This window comes from Flavonifractor sp. HCP28S3_F3, assembly GCF_052065355.1.
In the GTDB taxonomy this organism is placed as follows: Bacteria; Bacillota; Clostridia; order Oscillospirales; family Oscillospiraceae; genus Flavonifractor.
Window position 1 is genome coordinate 16,604 of sequence record NZ_JBQHUF010000017.1, and the last position, 22,704, is coordinate 39,307.

Consider the following 22,704-nt stretch of genomic DNA (forward strand, 5'->3'; position numbering starts at 1 on the left):
CTATTCCTCCTCCGGCGTCAAACAGGTGACCCGCTGGATACCCGGGCAGGCGCGCAGCTCCTCTACCGCCGTCTCCCACACAGGCTGGTCGCTCTCAATGACCATGACGGCCAGTCCGCCCCGGGTATTGCGGTAGAGCTGCATGGCGGCAATGTTCACCTGCCGCCGGGACAGGATGGCGGACACCTCCGCCACCATGCCGGGCCGGTCCTCATTGCGGATGATCAGGGTGGGCAGCTCCCCGGTGAAGCTGGCGTCCAGCCCGTCGATGGAGCACACCTTCACCCGGCCGCCTCCCAGGGAGGAGGCCACTACCTCCAGCGTCTTGCCCCGGACGTCCTCCACCCGCAGCAGCACGGTGTTGGGGTGGACCCCCCGGAGCACCGTCTTGCCCAGAGTCAGCTTCATTCCCTCCTGGGCGGCCAGTTCAAAGGAACGGGGCAGCCGGGGGTCGTCGGGGCGCATACCCAGCAGGCCGGCAACCAGCGCCTTGTCGGTGCCGTGGCCGGCGCCGGTGGCGGCAAAAGAGCCATGGAGCAGCAGCTCCGCCTTGACAGGCTGGCTCCCCAGCAGCCGCCGGGTGATGAAGCCGATGCGGGCAGCTCCCGCCGTATGGGAAGAGCTGGGGCCCACCATGATGGGGCCCATAATATCAAAAATATTCACGTATTCCGCCCTCCTGCTTGTCAGGAATGGTTATCATTGGCCTTTTTATCCACAAATTCAGGCCGCAGCTTACTATATACGATTTTCTGCTCGCTGTACAGCCCGTAATAGCCGGACAGCATGTAGGACACCGCCAGACACACGGCAAACAGGCACAGGCTCTGGCCGGTAAACAGGCCCAGGCTGTCCCCGGCGAAGAGCTCCAGCGCCAGCAGCAGGGAGCTGATGGGGCAGTTGGTGACGCCGCAGAACACGCTCACCATGCCCAGTCCCGCCCCAAAGGAGGGGTGGAGCCCCAGCAGCGGAGCCACAGTACAGCCGAAGGTGGAGCCGGTAAAGAACACCGGCACGATCTCGCCGCCCTTGAAGCCCGCACCCAGGGTGATGGTGGTAAAGAGCATCTTGAAGAAGAAGGCCTCCGGTCTGGCGTTTCCGCTCACGGCAGCGTGGATCACTGCCTCTCCGGCGCCGTTGTAGTCATAGCTGCCCGGATTCCAGATCCACACCAGGAAGGTCAGGCCGATGACCAGCGCGCCGCCCACCGCCGCCCGGGCGTTGGGGTTGGGCAGATACTTCTCATACAGGTGGGGAGCGGCGTGCATCATCCGGCAGAAGAAAATGGACAGCAGGGCAAACAGGATGCCCATACCGATGACCTGAAGCAGGGTGAGGATGCTCAGGTTGGGGATGCCCTCCAGGGTAAATGCGGTGGGCGGCACATCAAAGCGCTGAGCTACCCACAGCCCCACGATAGACGACAGGACACAGGGCACCATGGCGGCGTAATAGAGGACACCCACGCTGGTGACCTCCATGGCGAACATGGCCGCCGTCAGGGGCGTGCCGAACAGGGCGGAAAAGGCGGCCGCCATGCCGCACATGGTGATGATCCGGCTGTCCTTGTCGTCCAGCCGCATCCACTGTCCGATTTTTGAGGAGATGGAGCCGCCGATCTGAAGGATGGCGCCCTCCCGGCCGGAGGAGCCGCCTACAAGGTGGGTAATGATGGTGGAGAGAAACACCAGCGGCGCGGTGCGCAGCCGCAGCGGCTTATTCTCCCGCACCGCCACCAGCACGAAGTTGGTGCCCCGGTCTCCCGCCATGCCGCACACCCGATAAAGCTGCACGATGGCCACGCCGCCCAGCGGCAGCAGAAAGATCAGCGCGGGATGGGCATGGCGCAGGTTGGTCACAACGGAAAAGGCATAGTAAAAGGCGGTAGCCACCCCGCCGCACACCACACCGCAGATTGCTGCAAAGATCAGCCACTTGACAAAGGTAAGGGCTTGCTCCCCCTGGCCCGGCAGCTTGGGCAGCCGCCGCTGTACTGCGTTCATTCATTCTCATCCTTCCCCTGTGGGTTGTGGCTATTATACCATGGATACCAACTTTTTTCCCTATTATTATGGATTTTTTTCGCGGCTGTGCTATACTGGACTTTGTATTATGTCATGTGTTTTGTTTTGGAGGAGGAATTACGTTGCAGCCCCCATTATGGACCTGCGTCCTGCTGCAGGTCATTCTGTTATTGCTGAGCGCCTGTTTTGCCGCCGCCGAGCTGTCCGTTCCCGCTCTGGATGAGGGGGAGCTCCGCCATCAGGCGGAGGAGGGCGATGGAAAAGCGTCCTGTCTTTTGAAGCTGATCGCCCGCCCGGTGCGCACCCGCACCACTACTCAGCTGTGCGTCACCCTGTGCGGCTTCTTTTCCGCCGCCTGCGCCGTCCTGGCCTTCGGCCGGCCCCTTGGCCGGTGGGCGGTGGAGCGGTGGGGCCTGGCCGGCAGCGGCGCGCTGGCCGTCCGGATCCTGGCAGCGGCTGTGGTCACCCTGGCGGCGGCCCTGGTGGTGCTGGCCTTCGGGTACATGATCCCCCGCCGGGTATCCCTTCACCGCGCCGATCAGGCCGCCCGGCTCACCTGCGGAGCGGTAGCCGCCCTGTCCGTGGTCCTGCTTCCCCTCACCGCCCTGCTGGAGGGGATCTGCGGTCTGGTCCTCCGGCTGCTCCACCTGGACCCCCACCCCGACCGCGCCCCGGTATCCGAGGAGGGCATCCGCAAAATGGTGGACATCGGCGAGGAAAAGGGCGCCATTGAGACCGACGAGAAGGAAATGATCGAGAACATCTTCGAGTTCAACAACATGACCGCCGGAGATGTGATGGTCCACCGCACGGACATGGTGATGCTTTGGGTGGACGACACGGCAGAGGAGATCGTGGAGACCATCGAGACCTCCGGTCTGTCCCGGTTCCCGGTGTATGAGGAGGACGCCGACGATATCATCGGCATCCTGAACACCCGGGAATGGCTGCTCAACGCCCGGAAGGAACAGCCCAAGCCTCTGCGGGAGCTGCTCCGCCCGGCCTATTTCGTCCCCGAATCGGTGCGTACCGACGTGCTGTTCCGGGATATGCAGAGCCGGAAGGTACATCTGTCCATCGTGGTGGACGAGTACGGCGGCACCGCCGGTCTGGTGACCATGGAGGACCTGCTGGAGGAGATCGTGGGCAACATCTACGACGAGTTCGACCCCCAGGAGGACCAGGAGATCATCTCTCTGGGAGGCGACCGCTGGCGGATCGCCGGTTCCGCCGAGCTGGAGGAGATCGGTACGGCTCTGGGCGTGGAGTTCCCCGAGGACGAGGAGACCGAGACCCTGGGCGGCCTGGTGTTCGCCCAGCTCAGCGTGATCCCCGAGGACGGCAGTCACCCCGAGGTGGAGGTATATGGCCTGCATATCCGGGTGGAGGAGCTGACCGACCGCCGGGTGGAGTGGGCCGTTGTTACCCGGGTCGCCCCCACCCCGGCAGAAGAACAGGCCGCCGCCAACTGAACCGGCCGGCATTTTCACCTCTAATCACAAAATACCCGCGTCCGGCTTTCAAACCGGCCGCGGGTATTTTTTACCCGATCACAATACGGCGGTTATCCCGCCGCACCGCTCATGGTGTTGCTGATGGGGATCATCGTATCAAAGCCGTCCCACACAAAGGCTTTGAGTACAGCGCCCTCAAAACCCGTCAGGGTCCCGCCGAAGGTGTAGGTCTTGCCCTGCTCAAAGTCCCCCTGCATGAAGATGAAGTCAGAAAGCGCTCCCTCTCTGGTATACAGAGCCAGGATAATGACGCCCTGCGCAGCATCGGTATTTTTGGTCACGCTGACCTCCGCCCGGAATTTTCCGCCGCTGGAGACCCTTCCCGACACAGAGTTCACCGTGTAATCATACTCAGGCTCTCCCGTACCATCCGTGGCCTCAAAAATCAGGTGGATATCGGAGAGCTGATTGTGTGCTTCCACGTACTGCTGGGCCACGCCTCCCGCCCTGCCGTGAACGGTCAGCGTGCCAAAGGTGGAAATGGCATAGTCCTCAATTTCCGTTACACTGTCTGGGATATAGAGATCCTTCAGCATACTGTTCATATAAACAGCGGAGTAGAGGATCTTCTCCACCCCGTCTGGCACATGGTAGGCGGCATCGGGCTTTGCGGCGGGATACTGGACAAACACTGTGCCCGCCTTGTTAAACAGCACCCCGTCCCGGGCGGAATAGGCCGGGTTGGCGGCGGCCACGGTAATGCGCTCCAGCTCTGTACAGCTCCCCATGGCATCCGTCCCGATCTCTGTCACCGATTGGGGAATAGAGATCTCCACCGCACTGGTGTAGGAGAAAGCGCCCTCCGCCAGAGTGGCGACGCCGTTGCAGATCTCGATCTGCGTGATTTCATCGCCGTAATCTATCCAGGGCGCCTCATAGCCCTCATAGCTCATGGGTCCTGTGCCTGAGATCGTGAGTTTCCCGTCAATCAGCGTCCAGGTGAGGTTTTCCCCGCAGGAACCGCTGGGATACTGGGGTTCTACCGGCTCCGGAGTGACGGTGACCGCACACTCGGCCGTAAAGCCGCCGTCCACGGCTTTGGCGGTGATGGTGGCGGTACCCTCAGAGACGCCGGTCACCACACCGTCCTGCACCGTGGCCACATACCGGTTTGAGGTGGTCCAGGTCACAGTTTGATCGGTGGTATCCTGAGGGGTGAACACCGGCCGCAGGGTAACCGTTTTCCCCTCCTGCACCGTGGCCTCCGTCTGGTCCAGGGCCAGGCCCGTGGCATGGATCGTAATGGATTTCTCATTGCGCAGATAGGGATAGCCGTCGTTGATGCTCTCGTCAATGGCCCAGATCTGGTCAAAATCCCAGCCGGTATAATTGTACTGCGTCTTCATGGCCGCCGTGGTCCGGGGATACTTGTGATAGGATTCATCTGTATCATACCCCTCGGAATAGATCCCCGGCAGATCCTTGTCATAGTAGCAGCTCTCGTAAGTGCCTGTATACATGTTGGTCCTTGTACTGAAGCCTCTGAATTCTTCATTCAGATATTGGCCTCTGGACGCGGAATAGCAGTTTTTGATCTGTCCCTGGTTCCGGTTGACAAAGCAGGCGCTATAATAGCCATAAGATTTTCCACCGCTTTTTATTGTCAAGACAGCATACAGACGGGTATAGCAGTTTTCAATCACGCCGGTCTCCGTATTGCAGGAGACCAACCCGCCGAAATCGGAGTTGTTCTGGGCATAGTCAGCATTTGTAATCAGATTTGCCGTTCCTTTGACAGAACAGTTCTCGATCCTGCCACTGTTCTCATACACCAGCACGGCTCCGCCCAGATGGGATGACTCATAGGTCACCTCGCCCTCCAGATGCAGATTCTTGATGGTCCCCGTGTTTACACTGATGAAAGCCGCCTCATTGGGCCAGGAGTTTTCCTTGTCCTCAATATCCAATCCGCTGATCTTATATCCGTTTCCGTCCAGGGTGCCGGTAAATGTCGTGACAGGTGTCCACTGGCTGGTAAGTACCACATCATCTGTCAGAATCCAGTATGCATCATTGAAGTCCGCGATCATCCGCAGCTCCGCCTCATTGGAGATCTGAAAGGGATTCTTTTCCGTTCCCGCACCCTGCAGTGCCGCCTGCGCAGGCGAAATCTGGATCAGACACAGCAGGATGGAAAACGTCAGGGCAAACTGGATCGGGCGCTTTGCTCTTTTCATAAGATCATCATCCTTTCCAAACCGAACGCCGGCGCGCAGCAGGCGTTCCCCGCCTCCTAATGTGCATGAAAATTCACCGTTTTATAAATTTATATCTAAAACAAATATATGTCGTGTGGAAAACTTTGTCAACTTCATTGGATAATTCTTTTCCCTTTTCTGTGACAAATCTGCCGCCCCGCTCGTATCTAAGGTGAACAGGTTCAAATAAGGGGGGACGCCTATGGACAAAACCAGCTTCACCGCCGCGGTGGAGCGCTATCAGGACACGGTCTACCGGGTGGCGCTCCACGTCCTGGCCAGCCCCCAGGACGCGGACGACGCGGTGCAGGAGGTCTTTCTCCGGCTGTACACCGCGCAAAAAGAGTTCCAGGGGGAAGAGCACCTGCGGCGCTGGCTGCTGCGGGTGACCATAAATTACTGCCGGGACATACTGCGCAGCCCCTGGCGGAAGCGGCGGGCCTCTCTGGACGAGCTGCCGCCCCAACCGGTGTTTCAGGAGCCGGAGCAGGAGGCTCTGTATCAGACGGTAATGGCCCTGCCGGAAAACTACCGCATCGTGCTGGTGCTGTTTTACTACGAGGAGCTGTCGGTGCGGGAGATTGGGAAGCTGCTGGATCTGGAGACCTCGGCAGTGACCACCCGGCTGTCCCGGGCACGGGCCAAGCTGAAGGAGCAGTTGGGGGAGGTGTGGCAGGATGAGTAACCGGGAATTTTATCAGGAGACCTTTTCTCAGGTGCACAGCTCCGTCAACCTCCGCTGGGAGGATTTTGCGCAGAAGCAGAGACCCCTGAGAAAGCGGCATGTCCGGCGGCTGTGGCTGCTGGCGGCGGCCATCACCCTGCTGGTGCTTCTGTCCGCCGGAGCGGTGGCCGCCCACCTGCTTGGCGTGCGGGATCTGCTGCTGCCCCAGGAGCAGCAGTCCGATCTCCCGCCGGAGCAGTCGGTACAGGAGAACAAGCTCAGCCTGTCCGGCTATATCAACACCCCCGAGAGCCAGGCTCTGGCGGAGTGGAACAATTTCCTGGCCTCCTATGACCCGGATGGGTCCATTCTCAAGGTAGTGGGCAACAACACAGATCCGGCACTGGAAAAATACCGCTGCTACCTGGTCTACACCCAGGACATGGCCGACAAGCTGGAGGAGATCGCCGCCAAGTACAGCCTGACCCTCCACACCTGGGAGCACGTGGTGGAGGATCAGGCGGAATGGGTCTCTCTGCTGGGGGATTTTCTGGGGGACAATACCGCCTATTCCGGCCCGATCGCGGAGGACGGCACCTTCCACTATGACGGGTATCTGACCACCGCCAGCGGCACTCAGCTGGACTACCAGTTCCGCCGCAGCGTCAAGGGCACACTTAACGACGTGTATTTTACCGTGGACGACCTGTCCGCTTATGAGGAGTGGTACTACAAGACCGACGAGGGCCGGGAGATCACTCTGGATCTGGGACCGGGCCGGGGCTTCCTGCTCACCGACCTGGGGGATTCCTTTGTCTTTGTCACCGTGCTGGAGGGCACCGATCAGGGAGTGACCAAGCAGGACATGAAGAATCTGGCGGACAGCTTTGACTTCTCCCTGCTCACTCCCGCCCAGCCTCTGGACGAATCCCTCCGGGAGCCGGAACCCCAGGACAGCGGCCCAGCCGTTCTTCCCCTGTCTGCCGGGCTGGAGCAGGTTCTGCTGGAAGGCGGTACTCTCTATGACGCCGACTATAACAGAACCATGACCCTTACACAGTTTTTGAAGGAAAGCGCCCCGGAGGGCCATCAGCTGACGGCGGCTACCTTTACCGCCATTGACCTGGACCGGGACGGCGCCACAGAGGTGGTTCTGCGTCTGGTGTTGGAGTCGGGCGTTGACCACGGCTGGGAGGTTCTGCGCCAGGGAGAGGACGGAACGGTCTACGGCTATATCCTGACGCCGGATGAAATGCTGGATCTGAAAACCGACGGCAGCTATTGTTACTCCTACAGCACCTCCAGCGGGTTCGGCCGCATGTTTTTCACGGATACCGACGCCAGCGGCCGGCCGCAGCACAGCCGGGGCACCGCTCCCAACGGCTCCGTGGATACCGTCACCGACGCTGACGGTTCCACTCACACCGACTGGTATCTGGACTATCAGGCGGTCACCCAGGAGGAGTATGAAGCTGTTCTTGCCATCCAGCAGCGCAAGGAGGATGCCCTCTGGTATCCCTTTTCCAAAGACGATCTGAAACCTTTTTTGAATCACTGACAAAACAAACCGGGCGTGCATAACGGCACGCCCGGTTCCTTATGTGCGAAGAAATTGTTCCACCGCGTCCGCGGCCTGGGAGAGGAAGTCCCCCTCCATGTCCAGCCACAGCACGTCCTGATCCTTTTTGAACCACACCACCTGCCGCTTGGCAAAGCGCTTGATGGCCCGGCCCAGCTCGTCCTTCAGCCCTTCCATGGTGGGGATCTTCCCGGTGAGATACCAGAGGATATAGCGGTATTCCAGCCCCAGCCGGTCCAGGAACTCGTCGCTGACCCCGGCGGAGCGGAGGTTTGCCACCTCGTCGATCATACCCGCGTCGATCCGGGCCTGGAGCCGGTCGTCGATGCGCTGGCACACCACATCCCGTGGGAAATTCACTCCCAGCAGCAGGCAGTCATAGCGGGGACAGGCTTTGGGAGCCTCCCACGCACCGGAGAGGGCCTTCTCCACCGAGCGCATGAGCCGGTGGCGGTTGTTCTCCTCCCCGCCGGTGAGGGTGACGCCGGTCTTTTCCCGCAGGATGGCGTACAGCTCCTCGTTGCTTTTCTCCTCCAATTCCTGCCGCAGAGCAGGGTCCGGCTTGCTGTCGGAGAACTGGAAGCCCTCGGTGATGGCACGGACATATAGCCCGGTGCCCCCCACCAGAATGGGGGTCTTGCCCCGGGCGATCACGTCGTCAATGGCCGCATAGGCGGCGGGCTGGAAGTCGGCTACGGAATAGTCTTCTCCCGGCTCCACCACGTCCAGCATGTGGTGGGGGATGCCCTCCATCTCTTCCTCGGTCACCTTGCCGGTGCCCATGTCCAGGCCCTTGTACACCTGACGGGAGTCGGCGGAGATCACCTCGCCGTTGAACCGCTTGGCCAGCTCCACCCCCAGGCCGCTCTTACCGCAGGCGGTGGTACCCAGCACCACCACCAGCTTGGGCAGCCCCGCCGTCATGCCTGTACTCCGTGGGCAATGGCCCCGAAGTTCTGGAAGGGCAGCAGCACCCAGATGGCCCGGCCCAGCACATACCGCTCGTCCACCGTGCCCAGGGTCACGTCCCGGCTGTCGGAGGAGTGGTTGCGGTTATCGCCCATGACGAAGATGGAGCCCTCGGGCACCACCACGTCGGTAAGGCTCTCCCCCATGGGCGGCTCCATGGGCTCGTTGATATAGGACTCGTCCAGCACCACACCGTCCACGGTAACGGTACCGGCGGCGTAATCGATCTGCACATGCTGCCCGCCGGTGGCGATGACCCGCTTGACGATGGGACCGTCAGCGGCGTCAAACTCCTTGGTGAGCACCACCACATCTCCCTGCTTGGGTGTATAGCCGATGCTCTGGAGGAGGAGCATATCCCCGTCGTGAAGGGTGGGCACCATAGAGCTGCCCGACACGCCGATGATCCGACCCACGAAGGTAAACACCAGGATCAGCAGTACCAGAGCGGCCACCAAAGCCTGGAGCCAGAAGTACAGATCCAGCTTCAGGGAATCGCTGCTGGACAGTTCCTCTTTCCGCTCCGGCTCCTCATGTCTGTCAAGTTTCAATGTAAATCAGCTCCATTTACGAATAGCCCAATTATATCGCGGCCCGGCTCTGAATGCAAGGGAAGGTTGTCTCACCCCGCCGCTCCGAAGTTCCGGAAGGGGAACATCACCCAAATCACCTTACCCAGCAGGTATCGCTGGTCCACCGCGCCCAGGGTCACGTTCCGGCTGTCGGAGGAGTCGTTGCGGTTATCCCCCAGAACAAAGATGGAGCCCTCCGGCACATCCACCGAGGTAAGGTTCTCATACCAGGGTTCCTCCATCGCCCCGTTGATATAGGGCTCGTCCAGCACTTCCCCATCCACGGTGATGGTACCGGCGGCGTAGTCGATCTCCACATGCTGGCCGCCGGTGGCGATCACCCGCTTGACGATGGGGCCGTCGGCATCCTCAAACTCCTTGGTGAGCACCACGATGTCACCCTGTTTGGGAGTATAGCCGATGCTCCGAAGCAGCAGCAGGTCGCCCCCCTCAAGAGTAGGCTCCATGGAAACGCCGTCCACCAGAATGACCCGGCCGATAAAGGTAAACACCAGAATCAGGGCGGCCAGCACCACCGCCGCCGTCCCCAGCCAGAAGTAGAGCTCTTTTTTCAGCGCCTGCTTCATCCTTTCATGCTCCTCTGCCAGGCGGCCTCACGGCTGTGGCAGGTAAACAGCAGAATCTGCCGCTCCTTCCCCAGCTCCGCCAGGGTGCTCAGGGCCAGGGCCATCCGCTCGTCGTCAAAGTTAGCCAGGGCGTCGTCCAGCACCAGGGGGCAGGGCTCCTCCCCCGGCAGCACCAGCTCGCACACCGCCAGACGCACCGCCAGATAGAGCTGGTCGGCAGTACCACGGGACAGCACCAGCGCCCGCCGGGGCAGCAGAGCGTCATGCTCCTCCGCCAGGGCCTCAAATTCCCGGGTGAGGGACACCTTGTCGTACTTTCCGCCGGTGAGCTGAGCCAGCAGCTCGCCTGCCCGCCGGTTCAGGGCGGGAGAGAACCGTGCCTGAAGCCCGGAATGGCCCTTCTCCAGGGCCTCCAGGGCGGCTGTGAGGGCGTCGTACTCCTTCCTCCGCCGCTCCAGCTCCTCCAGGATGGCCTCCCGACGGGCGGTCAGCTCCTCCCGGTCACCCAGGCTGTTCAGCTCGCCCTGGGCCATGGCCAGGCCGCTCTTCAACCGGGACAGCTCGCTCTCGGCGGCCTCCAGCCGGGCGGCGGTCTCCGCCGGGTCGAACCGGGGCGTCACGCCGTTGTCCTCCATGCCCGCCTCCGGTTTGGGCAGGCTGTCGGCCAGGGCCTGAGCCCCGTCCAGCTTCACCTGGGCGGTGGACAGCCGCTGATCCAGGTTCAGAGCCCGGGAGATGGCGGCGGACACGCCGAAGGTATCGGTAACGGTGGGAGCGAAGGTGTGGACCAGGGCCAGCAGTCTGGTCCGGGTATCCTGGTCCTGGGCGGTGATGTCCGCCAGGGACTGCTCCACCGCCTCCCGGCGGCGGGCGGCCTCGGCGGCCACCACACAGCGCTCTCGGTAGGCATTGGCCCGGGTCAGGATGTCGTCGGGGACCTGAGCCTCATACCGGGCCAAAATCTCAGCTCCGGCGGCGGCAGCTCCCTTCTTTTTCAGGGAAGCGGACACCAGCAGGCCCACGCCCACCGCCGCCAGCACACCGGCAGCGGCCGCCCCCATCCAGAGGGCGGGCAGGACCTGAATCAGGGCCAGTACCAGGGAGCCGGCGGCCAGCACCAGAGCGGCAATGCCGCCCCCCACCAGGCCGCCAGTACGGACGGTCCGTCCGGCGGTCTCGGCGTCGGCGCTGGCCTGCTGCCAGGCCTCGTCCGGGGTCAGATTGGGAAAGAGAGAATCCACTGCGGCGTCTTTGGCCTGGGTTTCCGCCGTTTTGGCCTCCTCCAGCTGGTTTTCCGCCAGCTTTCGGTTGGAGTGGAGGGTATTGAGGTAGTTCAGCTCCTCCTGGGCCTTCCGCAGGGTCTCGGCGTCAGGAGGGGCACCGTAGCGGTCCCGCTCGGCGGTGAGGGCCTCCACCTGGGCTTTGGCCTCTGCCAGAGCCTGCTGGCCCGCCTCCCACTTCTGCCGCCGGGCAGCCATGGCATGGGCCAGGTGGGCCTGCCGCTCGGCCACAAGCAGCTTCTGCTCGGTCTGGAGCTTGTCCAGCTCCCGCTTGGCCTCCTGGGACAGGCGGAAGGCCTTGGACTGGCGGGCCAGAACCGTTTCGATCTCTGCCAGCTCCCCCTCCAGCTTGGGAATGAGGCCGGTCTTATTGTGCTGGCGGCGGTTGCGCCAGTCCCGCAGCACCCGCTCCACCTGGGAGTAGGACACGTCCTCCTCCCCGCTGGAGGCCAGGGCGGCGATGCGGGCCTCCAGAGCGGGAGCGCCGTCGATGGCCGTCCCACCCTGGCCCACAAAGGCGGAGCGCTCAAATACCTCACGGGGGGCGCCCAGGATGGTCTCTCCCACCGTGTCGGCGGTGAGGAAGCCTACCGGCTCCCCGGTGTCGGTGTACACCGCCTCAAATTTGGCGAAGGGGGTGTTCCCTTTGGGACCCCGGCGGAGGGTGATAGCCTGGCCCTTCCACTCCAGGTCCATGACGCCCTCCATGGCCGCCCCGCTCCAGGGCTGATAGCGGTTCTTTTCGGCGATGTAGTTCTGCTTGTCCCGCTCCTTGGTGTTGATGCCGTAGAACATGGCCCGCAGGAAGGCGGACCAGGTGGACTTGCCCCCCTCGTTGGGGGCGGTGATGATATTGAGGCCGTCCTTCAGGGTCAGCTCCCGGTGGTCCAGGCCTCCGAAGGTGGCGCGCATGCGTTTGATTTTCATGGGCAGGGGTCCTCCCCGTGTTCCAGGGCCGCCAGGGCAAAGCGGGCGGCCAGGTCTCGATCTTCCAGTTCCTTTTCCCCCTTCAGGGCACGGAGCACCAGCCCGGTGAGGCTGTCCTCCCCCGCCCGGTCCCACAGGTCCCGGAGGGGCCGGGTATTGTCCCGGACGCTGACACTGAAGTAGAAGGGCTCCGCCAGGGCGGTGAGGGCGGCCAGGTCCGGGGTATCAAAGCTCCGCTGGCCGGTGAGCAGGATGCGGCAGCAGTCCCCGGAGGGAGACGCGGGCAGCACAGCCCGGAGGGCGTCCTCAGCGCTGTCCTTCCCGGTGACGTCGGCCTCCACGATCTCATACCGCCGGGCGGCCAGAGGCACAAGGCGGGCGGACACGGTACGGTCGTCCTCCACCGTCACGGACAGCACGCCCTTCTCCCCCGTCTCGTCAAAGCCCCGGCCCTCAGGGCAGCCGGGGTAGGCCCAATAGGTGTCCCCGGCCTTTTGCAGGCCGGAGCAGGCGTGGATATGGCCCAGAGCCAGGTAGGTCAGGCCGCTGGCGGCGATGTCCGCCGGGTCGATGGGGCCGTACCGGCCCTGGCCCGCTACGTCCCCGTGGAGGGCCATCAGGTGGAGCTTCCCGTCCCGGGGAGCGGAGAAGCCCATGAGAGGAGAGCGGTCGGCCTGAGGGGTGGTGAAGGCCGCGCCGTGGATCACGCAGTTCAGCTTCGGCAGCTCCACCGCCTCAGGCTGGACGGCGGTAAAAATGTGTACGTTGTCCGGCCACACGGTACCGGCGTACACCGACCGGGGACCGTAGGGATCGTGGTTGCCGGGTGCGATGAACACCGGCGCTTTGATCTGGCCCAGGGTGCGGGAGAGAGCCTCCACCGTCTCCTGGTAGGTCTCCCCGCCGTCCAGCAGGTCGCCGGACAGCAGCACCAGATCCGCCCCCTCGGTCTCCGCCAGGTCGGCCAGACGGGTCAGCAGCTGCCGCTGCTCCTCCCGCCGCTGCCGGGCCTTCTCCGGGGAGAGGGCGGCAAAGGGGGCGTCCAGATGGAAATCCGCCCCGTGAATGAGTTTCAGCATGTTTTCGTTTCCTTTCAGTCGCGGAGGTCCAGCCGCTCCACCTGTACGCAGCGGCGGCTGTCAGTATCGATGGAAAAGACCACGCTTTCCAGCTTGCAGGGGCCGTCGGCAGGCTCAAACCGCCGGGGCAGTCCACCCAGGAAGCGGTTGATGGCCTGCTCGGGCCGGATGCCCAGCACGCTGCGGGCGGGGCCGGTCATGCCCAGGTCGGTGATGAAGCCGGTGCCCTTGGGCAGAATCTGCCCGTCGGCAGTGGGCACGTGGGTGTGGGTGCCCCAGAGGGCCTGCACCCGGCCGTCCAGATAGTAGCCCATGGCCCCCTTCTCGCTGGTGGCCTCGGCGTGGAAGTCCACCAGGATCACGTCGGCGCCCTCCATCCGCTTTAAAATCCGGTCTGCGGTGGTGAAGGGGTTTTCAAAGTTGCTGTCCATCTCGCACCGGCCGATGAGGTTGATGACGCCGATGTGCAGGCCGTTGGGGCCGTCGTACACCCCCCAGCCCCGGCCGGGCACCCGGTTGGTGTAGTTGGCGGGCCGCAGGGTGTAGCGGTCGTCCTCCAGGAAGTCGGCGATCTGGATGCGGTTCCAGGTGTGGTTGCCCAGGGTGACCACGTCGGCCCCGGCGTCGAAGATCTCCCGGGCCTGCCGGGGCAGGATGCCCACGCCGGAGGCGTTCTCTCCGTTGACCACGGTGAAGTGGATATTCTTCAGCTTTTTCACCTGACGCAGGTGCCGGTTCAGGCAGTCCAGGCCGCCGTCGCCTACCACGTCGCCTACCGCCAATATATTCAGGATCATAGTCTGCCTCCCTCTAAATTCAACAGCAGCTTTTATTATATGTTATTTTTTCTCAAAGGGCAATTGTAGTTTGTTGTTTCCAAATCGGAACCGTTCCCGTAACCCTTTGTACCGGTCCACATGGTAGGATAGAGGGCGAAAGGAAGGTTTTTTGATGAAACGTGCCGCACTTTTGCTCTGCCTGCTGCTGACGCTGACCGCCTGCGGGCAGACCATGCCTGCCGAACAGCCTGCCCGGCCTCCAGCGCCGTCTCCCACGCCTACCCCCACGGCTACCCCCATCCCCACGCCGGAGCCTCTGCTCTCCCAGACAGAGCTGGAGCAGGTGACGGCTCAGGCGGGGGCAGACTGGCAGGCCACGGGGATCCAGGCGGCGGTCATCCAGGACGGCGCGGTCATCGCCCAGGCCGCCTGGGGCTGGGCCGTGGATGGGCAGACAGCTATGACCACAGAACACAAAATGCGATGCGCCTCCCTCACCAAGATCGCCACCGCCCTCACCGCCGGGGTGCTTATGGATCAGGAGATGGTGGAACCGGAAGACGATCTGTCGGATTATTGGGGCGTAAACGTCCGCAATCCAGCCTACCCCGACACCCCCATCACTGTGGACATGCTCCTCACCCACACCTCCTCCCTCACCGACGCCAGCGGCAATCTGAACGCGCTGAAGGGGAGCTGCGCCCGGCAGCGGCTGGCGGGCGGCGGCTTTCAGGGGGTGGAGCCGGGAGTTCCGGAGAGTTGGTGCTATAACAACTACGGCTTTGCCGTGCTGGGCATGACCCTGGAGCTGGCCTCCGGCCAGGTGCTGGACGACGTGCTGGGGGAGGCCATCCTCACCCCCATGGGCATCGACGCCGCCTTTGAGGCGGGCAGCGTGAAAGACACCGGCCTGCTCTGCCCTCTGTATCAGGGCAGGACCGTGACCCGCTCCACAGCAGAGCAGGAGCGCTACGTCTGTATCGAGCAGCCGGGCTATCGGGGCAACTTCTTCGCCGGGGGCTTCACCTGCAGCGCCGGGGACATGGCCAAGCTGGCCGCCCTGCTGGCCGGTGACGGCATGTACCAGGGGCAGCGGCTTCTCTCCCCCGAGACGGTGGCCTTTTTGGAGCTGCCCTTCAGCCAAACTCCCGACGGTTTCTGTCAGTGCCGCCCCCTGCGCTGCCGGGAGGACATGTACGGCCGGGACCGGATCTACTACCACACCGGCTCAGCCTACGGCTTTTACGGCCTGATGTCCTACGACCCGGACACCGGGGACGGGGTGGTGGTCTTTACCACCGGGGCCAAGGGAGACACAGACTCCTTTGGTGTATACCAGATATGCAGTCAGATCGCCTGGGCGGTCTACGGCCGGGCGTAAAGGAGGATTTGCCTTGCATCATTTGAAAGCCCTGGCCGCCGCCCTGCTGCTGGCAGCCTTGACCGGGTGCGCCGCCCCGGCTCCGGCGCCCACGTCCACGCCCACTCCCACACCTACGCCGGAGCCCACACCCACGCCTCCCACGGTGGCCACCCTGACGGTATGCGGGGACGTAATGAGCCACATGCCGGTGACCAACGACGCCTGGGACGAGGCCCAGGGCATTTACGATTACACTCCCATTTTCCAGCAGGCCCGGCCCTATGTGGAGGGGGCGGACTACGCCGTGGCCAATCTGGAGACCACCCTGTCCACTGAGGGTCCCTACTCCGGCTATCCCGCCTTCCGCTCCCCGGCGGCGCTGGCGGATGATTTGAAGGAGCTGGGCTTCGACCTGATGCTCACCGCCAACAACCACTGTCTGGACCGGGGATTTGACGGGCTCACCGCCACCCTGGACGCTCTGGACGAAGCGGGGTTGGCCCATGTGGGCACCTATGCCTCGGAGGAGGATGCCGCCAGCCCCATCCACCTGGCCGACGTAGGGGGCATCACGGTGGCCTTCATGGGCTACACCTACGGCACCAACGGTATCCCCCTGCCCAGCGGAAAGGACTGGGCTGTCAGTCTGTTCAACACCGATTACATGACCAGTCTGTCCACCCCGGACACGGAAAAGCTGGAGGCCGACCTGGCCGCCGCCCGGGCCATGGAGCCCGACCTTATCGCGGTGATGATCCACTGGGGCGTGGAGTACCGCACCGAGCAGAACAGCTACCAGGAGGAGATGGCCGACCTGCTCATTGCAAACGGAGCCGACCTGGTGCTGGGCGGCCACTCCCATGTGCCCCAGCCTATGGAGACGCGCACCGTCACCGGCTGGGACGGCTCCCAGCGCACCGGCTTCGTGTGCTACTCCCTGGGCAACTTCATCTCCTCCCAGGTAGACCCTCTCACCGACACCACCGCCGTTCTCACGCTGGAGCTGACCCGGGACAATGAGACAGGCAAGACCAACCTCACCGACTGGTCTTATGTCCCCATGCTGATGGTGCGGCGGAACGGGACGGAGCGGGTCTTTACCCTCACCGACGCCTCCGTCCTCCCCGCCGGGGCGGACAGCGCTCTTGTCCAGCGTCTGGAAGAAACAGAGAGAAATTGTCTGGAAATTTTCGGTTTCTAACTTTTTTCGTAGCTTTTTGCCTCCAAACTGTAACCTCCTTTGTCACGCTTTGTACCGGTATCCATGGTACCATAAGGGTGACAAAGGAGGTTTTGTTATGAGACGCGTTCTTTCGTTTGCGCTGACCCTTGTGTTCCTGGCGGGCTGCGCGGCACAGCAGACGCCTCCCGCCTCCTCCCCTCCGGCGGCAGAAGACCAGAACAGCGCTCTGGCCGCTCCCGTCACTGAGGAGGACATTTACACGCTTTATGAAACAGACGGCTATCAGGTACAAAAGCTCACCCCCTACGGTCCCGACTTCCTGGCGGAGGTCAGCTACGGCAGCGACACCGGCTTCACCCTGCTGGAGTGGGTATTCGGCGCTTCCGGGCGGCGGGTACAGCTCACCGCAATGAGCCAGTTCACCGGCTATGAGATCCTGGACACCGGCCAAGTACACTACACCACCAACGGCCTGGATTCCGGCACTCCCTGGCAGGGCATGCCGGATGAGGTGACAGTCCGGGTGCTGGGAGATGAGAGCGGCACGCTGGTACCCGGCTGGGCGGAGATTGAGGAGAGCCGGGACACCGTCTGGCTGGACCCGGCCCAGCCCCTGTATATCGGGACCTCGGAGAAGGGTGTCCCCGTCTTTTCCGACCGGTATGAGCAGTTGTACGACGCCCGCATCGACGCCAACGGCCTGTCCTTCTCCTTCATCCCCAACGGGGACAGCGAAGAAAAATTCTATTCCTTCTTCCCGGCAGTTACCACCATTCCCAGCTTTTCCACCTCCTTTGACCCGGACACCCGGGTCTTTACCCTCCGGCTGTACAACACCTGCCTCAGCAGCGGCGCCCCCGGGACCTCGCTGAACGACAGTCTGGCCCTGATGAACTATCCGGAGGACCTGTACCCCTATGTCTTCCCGGCGGGTTCCCTGGGCCGGGACAGCCACTTCCTCACCGGCGTGGTCATCCGGGAGGACGGAGCGGACACGGTGGTCACCGCCAAACTGACCGAGCAGGCCTTCCGCTTCACCGTGGAGACCTCCAACCTGGGGTACGACAACATCCCCAGCTTCCGGATCCTGTTCCGGGAATATCACAACGATTTGGATGGGAGCGAGTAACATGAAACAAGCACTGCTGGGCCTGCTGCTGCCGGCCCTGATCCTTTCCCTGGCGGGCTGCGCGGAGCAGACGCCGCCCCCCACGTCCCCCTCACCGGCGGCGGAGACCCGCCCCCTGACCCAGGAGGAGATCGACCGGGTCAACGAGGCCTTCTCCCCTCTGGTGGAGCAGGACGGAGTGACATCTGCCACTCCGGTGAGTGGCTTTTTCACCAGCTACTATGACGATGTGAAGGATCTGAACTTTACAGAATTTCTCCGCTACTTCCCTGGCGACGGTCTGGTGGAGGAGGCGGATCAGACGGAGTTTGACGCCCTGTCCGTTCTGCCGGACTTCCCCTTTGCCCAGGAGACGGCCGATCTGAAGTGGACGTCCCCCTCCGATCTGCCTGTGCCCATCCACCGCATCCTCCGCACCTCCGTGGACGAGACACTGGAGCGGTACGCCGGCATCACCACCGCTGATCTCACCAGCACAGACGGCACTCTCTATCTGCCGGAATACGACGCCTGGTACACCTTCACCAGCGACTTTGGCCCCGGTACGTTTGTATGTGCCGGAGGCCAGGTGGACGAGGCCGCCGGTTCCGCCCTGCTGTGGGCGAACCCCTGGGAGGACGGCTCCCGCACCGAGCTGACCCTGGAACGGGATGGAGAGGCCTGGCACATCCGCTCCTTCCGCATCAGCTACCCTGACCCGGAGGGTTCCCTGACGGCGCTGCTCACCGACCTGCAGAAAGGGGAGGTGGGCGAGTATACCTGGGGCGGTCAGGGGGAGCAGTACATCTATCCCGACGACCTGGCGGAGCTGCTCCGCACCGCGGCAGCCAGCCCTGCGGAGCGGGATTCCCTGGGTGAGAACATCCTTTGGACCCTGGATGTGCCCATCATCCCGGCCGCCAACTATTCCGGCAGGGGTACGCTTCACCTGAGCGCCGGTCTGGAAGAAAACGTGGTGGAGGTCTCCGGCCGGGACGGCCTGCCGGCAGGCACCTTGTACCTGGAAAATCAGGAGCTCTATCAGCTGGTCCGCACCAGCCAGGACTACGAGGGCTTTATCAATGAGACCTACTATGAAAAATACCGGGATATCGTGGACGGCTATTTTGACAGCCGGCTGGAGGAAGTAAAAGACGCCGGCTATGTGTCCTGGGAGCTGAGCGAGTTTCTGGGCGTGCTGGGTACCACAAAGCAGGACGGGAAGGGCGTTGTGGCCTTCCGGATGAAGGCCGCTTTTTCCACCGATCCGCCGGAGCTGGCTCCCGACCGGATCGCCGGTGGTGCCTATGTGGACAGTCAGCTCCGTGCCCACGGGCTGGACTGGCAGAACGTCTATCTGGTGACCCTGGACAATGAGCCGATAGGTATCGCCTTCGGAGAGGACATCATCGACTTCATTGACGACCATTGGGGACAGGATGTGGATCCCGCTGAGCTGCAAGCAGTGATAGAGGCCTCCACCCGAGAGGGCTGAATTGTAAACATTTCTTGAACCCCCTTGCAATTTTCCATACGAAGGACTATGATAGCGTTAGCACTCAGGATAGCCGAGTGCTAACGCTATGTTTTTAAAAATAGTTTTCATATAGGAGGCATCCACACAATGGCGAAAAAGCAATTCAAGGCGGAGTCCAAGCGGCTGCTGGACCTGATGATCAACTCCATTTACACCCACAAGGAGATCTTCCTGCGGGAGATCATCTCCAACGCCAGCGACGCCATGGACAAGCTGGCCTACAAGGCTCTGACCGATGACAAGGTGGGAGTGGACCGCTCCCAGCTGAAGATCACCCTGACCCCTGACCAGATCGCCCGCACCCTCACCATCAGCGACAACGGCATCGGCATGACCAAGGAAGAGCTGGAGCAGAACCTGGGCACCATCGCCCGCAGCGGCTCCCTTCAGTTCAAGGAGGAGCTGGCCAAGAGCGAGAAGGCCGAAGGGGACACCACCGACATCATCGGCCAGTTCGGCGTTGGCTTCTACTCCGCCTTCATGGTGGCCGACCACGTCACCGTCACCTCCAAAGCCTACGGCTCTGACGAGGCCTACCGCTGGGAGTCCGACGGCGCTGACGGCTACACCATCACCCCCTGCGAGAAGGAGAGCGTGGGCACCGACATCGTGCTCCACATCAAGGCCAACACCGAGGAGGACCACTACGACGAGTATCTGGAGCAGTACCGCCTCAGCGACCTGGTGACCAAGTACTCCGACTATATCCACTACCCCATCGTCATGCTCATGCACAAGTCCCGCCAGAAGCCCCGTCCGGAGGACGCCGGGGACGACTACAAGCCGGAGTGGGAGGACTACGACGAGTGGGAGACCCTCAACTCCATGGTGCCCCTGTGGCAGCGGCCCAAGAGCGAGGTCAAGGCTGAGGAGTACAACCAGTTCTACAAGGAGAAGTACGGCGACTGGGAGGACCCCCTGAGCGTGATCCATGTGTCCGCCGAGGGCACGGTGGAGTACAAGGCCATGCTCTACATCCCCGCTCACACCCCCTTTGACTTCCACACCCGGGAGTACCAGAAGGGGCTGCAGCTCTACTCCTCCGGCGTGCTCATCATGGACAAGTGCGCCGACCTGCTGCCCGATCACTTCCGGTTCGTCAAGGGCGTGGTGGATTCCCAGGACTTCTCCCTGAACATCTCCCGTGAGATGCTCCAGCACACCCGCCAGCTGAAGGTGATCGCCAACAACCTGGAGAAGAAGATCAAGGCCGAGCTGCTGCGGCTGCAGAAGGACGACCGGGAGAAGTACGAGCAGTTCTGGAAGGCCTTCGGCATCCAGCTGAAGGTGGGCGTGGTGAGCGACTACGGCGCCCACAAGGATCTGCTGAAGGATCTGCTCCTGTTCTTCTCCTCCAAGGAGGGCAAGCTCACCTCCCTGGCCGAGTACAAGGAGCGGATGCCGGAGGATCAGCAGTATATCTACTACGCCTGCGGCGAGGACACTGCCCAGCTGGACAAGCTGCCTCAGGCCGAGCGTATCCGGGACAAGGGGTACGAGATCCTCTACCTCACCGACGAGCCCGACCAGTTCGTCATCAACGCCCTGGGCGAGGTGGACGGCAAGGCCTTCAAGTCGGTGGACGACGACGACGCCCTGCCCGAGACTGACGAGGAAAAGGCCGCCCTGGAACAGCAGGCGGAGGAGAACAAGCCGGTGCTGGACTTCCTGAAGGAGTCCCTGGGGGACGAGATCAAGGAGGCCCGGCTGTCCAAGATCCTGAAGACCGGCGCGGTGTGCCTCACCGCCGACGGCCCCATCACCCTGGAGATGGAGAAGTATTTCCAGAAGGTGGACCCGGAGAACGCCGGAAACATGAAGGCCCAGCGGGTGCTGGAGCTGAACCCCCAGTCCCCCGCCTTTGCTGCTCTGAAGCGTGCGGTGGAGGAGGACAAGGAGCTGGCCGGCAAGTATGCCAAGCTGCTCTACGCCCAGGCGCAGCTCATCGCCGGTCTGCCTCTGGCCGACCCGGCGGGGTACGCCGAGCTGGTGTGCTCCCTGATGAAGTAAATAAAAAATTCCCCTGGCATATCGCCAGGGGAATTTTTTACTCTTTTTTCCCAAACACCGCCCGGAGGACGCACAGTACCGCCGCCCCCGCCAGACACAGCCAGACGAGAAACAGCACATTCTCGTTGAACGTCCACTCGTTTGACCAGTTGGCAAGATCAGGCCGGAACCAGAATGCGTGCCGGTATTCCACGCGGCCGCCGCTCCACAGCACCAGCCGGTCCGCCACCGGATTGACCAGGGGGAGAAACAGGGCCGTCGCGCCCAGGCAGGCCGCACTCTTCCACCAGGGGCCCATAGGCGCATACCGGCAAATGAGGACCCAGGCCCAGGGCAGAACCAGCCCGAACAGTGCCGAGGGCAGCGCGGGTATGGGAAACCAGTCCGCATCGCTGTAAGCGCCGCCAGCCCAGAGCAGAGCACACAGCAGCAAAGTCTCCGCTCCCAGGTAGAGCACCGCTTTATGTTCGCCCAGGGGCTTGGGCAGCTCCCGCAGCACCACCGGCAGGAAGGCCATCCCCAGCCCGAAGAGCACCCCGGCCGACGCCAGCAGAAACCAGTCCCCGCCGCTGAACAGGCAGGATGCCAGCAAAAGCAACTCCAGCGACAGAGTGAAGCCCCCAAGGGTGGCCGCTCCCCGGTACTGCTTCACCAGCACCGGCAGCAGGGTCAGGCTGGCCCCCACCATCTCCCCGGTCAGCACCAGCCAGAACCAGGTCAGTCCGTGGTCCACCGCCAGATTGCAGATGAGGCAGATCAGGGCGGTCCCGCCGTACAGAATATACTGGGTCCAGCGGACCCGGCGCAGCAGCGCCAGATACTTTTTGGCCAGGGTCTCGGCATTGCGGGCCTCCACGTCCTCGCTGGCGGTAAGCAGCTCATGCTCGCTCACCCCCAGCACCGCGCAGATGTCCCGGATCAGGGTGATGTCCGGATAGGACAGCCCCCGTTTCCCTTAGTTAAAGATATTGTTGGGTATCTCAAGATGTGTCATTCGATTTTGCCGATAAAGCGGTAGAAGATTTCCACTTCCTGTTCCCGGCTTCCGTCCTCACTTTTGACCGCTTCATGGACAAGGATTTTTTCAATCAGCGTATTCAGAAGTTCAGCCGTCAATTCTGTGGGATTGACATACTGTTTCATCAGACCTATCCACTTTTCAGCGTCAACCGCTGTCTGGGCGGCGGCCTCCATCGCTTCGTGAAGCCGTTCAATTTTTGCGTCCAATTCTCGCTGTTCGCCCTGATACTTTTCGGACAGCATATTGAAATTGTATTCTGTAATGCGTCCGGCAGACCAGTCCTCATACATTTTTGCAAACAGGGTGTCTA

Annotated in this window: 19 protein-coding genes; 8 read left to right on the forward strand and 11 right to left on the reverse strand. The window is 62.4% G+C overall.

Going from position 1 to position 22,704, the window contains the following annotated elements:
• Together sdaAB and ACTNB1_RS13450 are read right to left on the reverse strand one after the other, a co-directional pair.
• Positions 1–666 (reverse strand): L-serine ammonia-lyase, iron-sulfur-dependent subunit beta, encoded by a 666-nt coding sequence (sdaAB, locus tag ACTNB1_RS13445; protein WP_441170163.1) that lies wholly within the window; start codon positions 664–666, stop codon positions 1–3.
• Between the two features lie 20 nt (positions 667–686).
• Positions 687–2,003 (reverse strand): chloride channel protein, encoded by a 1,317-nt coding sequence (locus ACTNB1_RS13450; protein WP_441170164.1) that lies wholly within the window; start codon positions 2,001–2,003, stop codon positions 687–689.
• A gap of 143 nt (positions 2,004–2,146) precedes the next feature.
• On the opposite strand from ACTNB1_RS13450, the gene ACTNB1_RS13455 reads away from it, so the two are divergent.
• On the forward strand, positions 2,147–3,496 hold the full coding sequence (locus ACTNB1_RS13455; protein WP_441170166.1) for a hemolysin family protein: 1,350 nt from the start codon (positions 2,147–2,149) through the stop codon (positions 3,494–3,496).
• Positions 3,497–3,588: 92 nt separating this feature from the next.
• Here the strand turns inward: ACTNB1_RS13455 and ACTNB1_RS13460 are convergent, their stop codons facing one another.
• Positions 3,589–5,715, reverse strand: a complete 2,127-nt coding sequence (locus tag ACTNB1_RS13460; protein WP_441170167.1) for an Ig-like domain-containing protein — start codon at positions 5,713–5,715, stop codon at positions 3,589–3,591.
• Positions 5,716–5,938: 223 nt separating this feature from the next.
• Between ACTNB1_RS13460 and ACTNB1_RS13465 the strand changes: the two genes are divergently transcribed.
• Positions 5,939–6,421: an RNA polymerase sigma factor gene (locus tag ACTNB1_RS13465; RefSeq protein WP_441170168.1), complete on the forward strand. Its 483-nt coding sequence runs from the start codon at positions 5,939–5,941 to the stop codon at positions 6,419–6,421.
• Positions 6,414–7,958: a hypothetical protein gene (locus ACTNB1_RS13470; RefSeq protein WP_441170170.1), complete on the forward strand. Its 1,545-nt coding sequence runs from the start codon at positions 6,414–6,416 to the stop codon at positions 7,956–7,958. The genes ACTNB1_RS13465 and ACTNB1_RS13470 overlap by 8 nt, the downstream gene beginning before the upstream one ends.
• A gap of 39 nt (positions 7,959–7,997) precedes the next feature.
• On the opposite strand, the gene miaA is transcribed toward ACTNB1_RS13470, so the two are convergent.
• From miaA to ACTNB1_RS13500, 6 genes are all read right to left on the reverse strand, one after another.
• Positions 7,998–8,903 (reverse strand): tRNA (adenosine(37)-N6)-dimethylallyltransferase MiaA, encoded by a 906-nt coding sequence (gene miaA / locus ACTNB1_RS13475; RefSeq protein ID WP_441170172.1) that lies wholly within the window; start codon positions 8,901–8,903, stop codon positions 7,998–8,000.
• Entirely contained in the window at positions 8,900–9,499 is a 600-nt protein-coding gene (gene lepB, locus ACTNB1_RS13480) for a signal peptidase I (protein ID WP_441170174.1), read from the reverse strand. Before lepB (ACTNB1_RS13480) ends, miaA begins: the two co-directional genes overlap by 4 nt.
• A gap of 71 nt (positions 9,500–9,570) precedes the next feature.
• Positions 9,571–10,107, reverse strand: a complete 537-nt coding sequence (lepB, locus tag ACTNB1_RS13485; protein WP_441170175.1) for a signal peptidase I — start codon at positions 10,105–10,107, stop codon at positions 9,571–9,573.
• Positions 10,104–12,314: an ATP-binding protein gene (locus tag ACTNB1_RS13490; protein WP_441170177.1), complete on the reverse strand. Its 2,211-nt coding sequence runs from the start codon at positions 12,312–12,314 to the stop codon at positions 10,104–10,106. Before ACTNB1_RS13490 ends, lepB (ACTNB1_RS13485) begins: the two co-directional genes overlap by 4 nt.
• Positions 12,311–13,393, reverse strand: coding sequence for a metallophosphoesterase family protein (locus ACTNB1_RS13495; protein ID WP_441170178.1), 1,083 nt, complete (start codon positions 13,391–13,393; stop codon positions 12,311–12,313). The genes ACTNB1_RS13490 and ACTNB1_RS13495 overlap by 4 nt, the downstream gene beginning before the upstream one ends.
• A 14-nt stretch (positions 13,394–13,407) precedes the next feature.
• Positions 13,408–14,190, reverse strand: a complete 783-nt coding sequence (locus tag ACTNB1_RS13500; RefSeq protein ID WP_441170179.1) for a TIGR00282 family metallophosphoesterase — start codon at positions 14,188–14,190, stop codon at positions 13,408–13,410.
• 154 nt (positions 14,191–14,344) lie between these two features.
• Here ACTNB1_RS13500 and ACTNB1_RS13505 point away from each other — a divergent pair, with 154 nt between their 5' ends.
• From ACTNB1_RS13505 to htpG, 5 genes are all read left to right on the forward strand, one after another.
• Complete coding sequence (locus tag ACTNB1_RS13505) at positions 14,345–15,553, forward strand: serine hydrolase domain-containing protein (protein WP_441170180.1); 1,209 nt, start codon at positions 14,345–14,347, stop codon at positions 15,551–15,553.
• A gap of 13 nt (positions 15,554–15,566) precedes the next feature.
• On the forward strand, positions 15,567–16,736 hold the full coding sequence (locus ACTNB1_RS13510; RefSeq protein WP_441170181.1) for a CapA family protein: 1,170 nt from the start codon (positions 15,567–15,569) through the stop codon (positions 16,734–16,736).
• Between the two features lie 97 nt (positions 16,737–16,833).
• Positions 16,834–17,847: a hypothetical protein gene (locus ACTNB1_RS13515; protein ID WP_441170183.1), complete on the forward strand. Its 1,014-nt coding sequence runs from the start codon at positions 16,834–16,836 to the stop codon at positions 17,845–17,847.
• 1 nt (position 17,848) lies between these two features.
• The gene (locus tag ACTNB1_RS13520; RefSeq protein ID WP_441170184.1) at positions 17,849–19,321 is read left to right on the forward strand and encodes a hypothetical protein; all 1,473 of its coding nucleotides are present in this window, start codon (positions 17,849–17,851) and stop codon (positions 19,319–19,321) included.
• Positions 19,322–19,450: 129 nt separating this feature from the next.
• Complete coding sequence (gene htpG / locus ACTNB1_RS13525; RefSeq protein WP_441170186.1) at positions 19,451–21,373, forward strand: molecular chaperone HtpG; 1,923 nt, start codon at positions 19,451–19,453, stop codon at positions 21,371–21,373.
• A 37-nt stretch (positions 21,374–21,410) separates the two neighbouring features.
• On the opposite strand, the gene ACTNB1_RS13530 is transcribed toward htpG, so the two are convergent.
• Positions 21,411–22,265, reverse strand: a complete 855-nt coding sequence (locus ACTNB1_RS13530; RefSeq protein ID WP_441170188.1) for a hypothetical protein — start codon at positions 22,263–22,265, stop codon at positions 21,411–21,413.
• 98 nt (positions 22,266–22,363) lie between these two features.
• The coding region (locus tag ACTNB1_RS13535; RefSeq protein ID WP_441170189.1) for a DUF4368 domain-containing protein at positions 22,364–22,704 on the reverse strand (341 nt) is incomplete at its 5' end.

Coding starts and splice junctions, on each gene's coding strand:
- ACTNB1_RS13450 (WP_441170164.1), bottom strand. CDS start 2,003: ATGAACGCAGTACAGCGGCGGCTGCCCAAGCTGCCGGGCCAGGGGGAG.
- ACTNB1_RS13460 (WP_441170167.1), bottom strand. CDS start 5,715: ATGAAAAGAGCAAAGCGCCCGATCCAGTTTGCCCTGACGTTTTCCATC.
- ACTNB1_RS13465 (WP_441170168.1), top strand. CDS start 5,939: ATGGACAAAACCAGCTTCACCGCCGCGGTGGAGCGCTATCAGGACACG.
- ACTNB1_RS13470 (WP_441170170.1), top strand. CDS start 6,414: ATGAGTAACCGGGAATTTTATCAGGAGACCTTTTCTCAGGTGCACAGC.
- miaA (WP_441170172.1), bottom strand. CDS start 8,903: ATGACGGCGGGGCTGCCCAAGCTGGTGGTGGTGCTGGGTACCACCGCC.
- lepB (WP_441170175.1), bottom strand. CDS start 10,107: ATGAAGCAGGCGCTGAAAAAAGAGCTCTACTTCTGGCTGGGGACGGCG.
- ACTNB1_RS13490 (WP_441170177.1), bottom strand. CDS start 12,314: ATGAAAATCAAACGCATGCGCGCCACCTTCGGAGGCCTGGACCACCGG.
- ACTNB1_RS13495 (WP_441170178.1), bottom strand. CDS start 13,393: ATGCTGAAACTCATTCACGGGGCGGATTTCCATCTGGACGCCCCCTTT.
- ACTNB1_RS13500 (WP_441170179.1), bottom strand. CDS start 14,190: ATGATCCTGAATATATTGGCGGTAGGCGACGTGGTAGGCGACGGCGGC.
- ACTNB1_RS13505 (WP_441170180.1), top strand. CDS start 14,345: ATGAAACGTGCCGCACTTTTGCTCTGCCTGCTGCTGACGCTGACCGCC.
- ACTNB1_RS13515 (WP_441170183.1), top strand. CDS start 16,834: ATGAGACGCGTTCTTTCGTTTGCGCTGACCCTTGTGTTCCTGGCGGGC.
- ACTNB1_RS13520 (WP_441170184.1), top strand. CDS start 17,849: ATGAAACAAGCACTGCTGGGCCTGCTGCTGCCGGCCCTGATCCTTTCC.
- htpG (WP_441170186.1), top strand. CDS start 19,451: ATGGCGAAAAAGCAATTCAAGGCGGAGTCCAAGCGGCTGCTGGACCTG.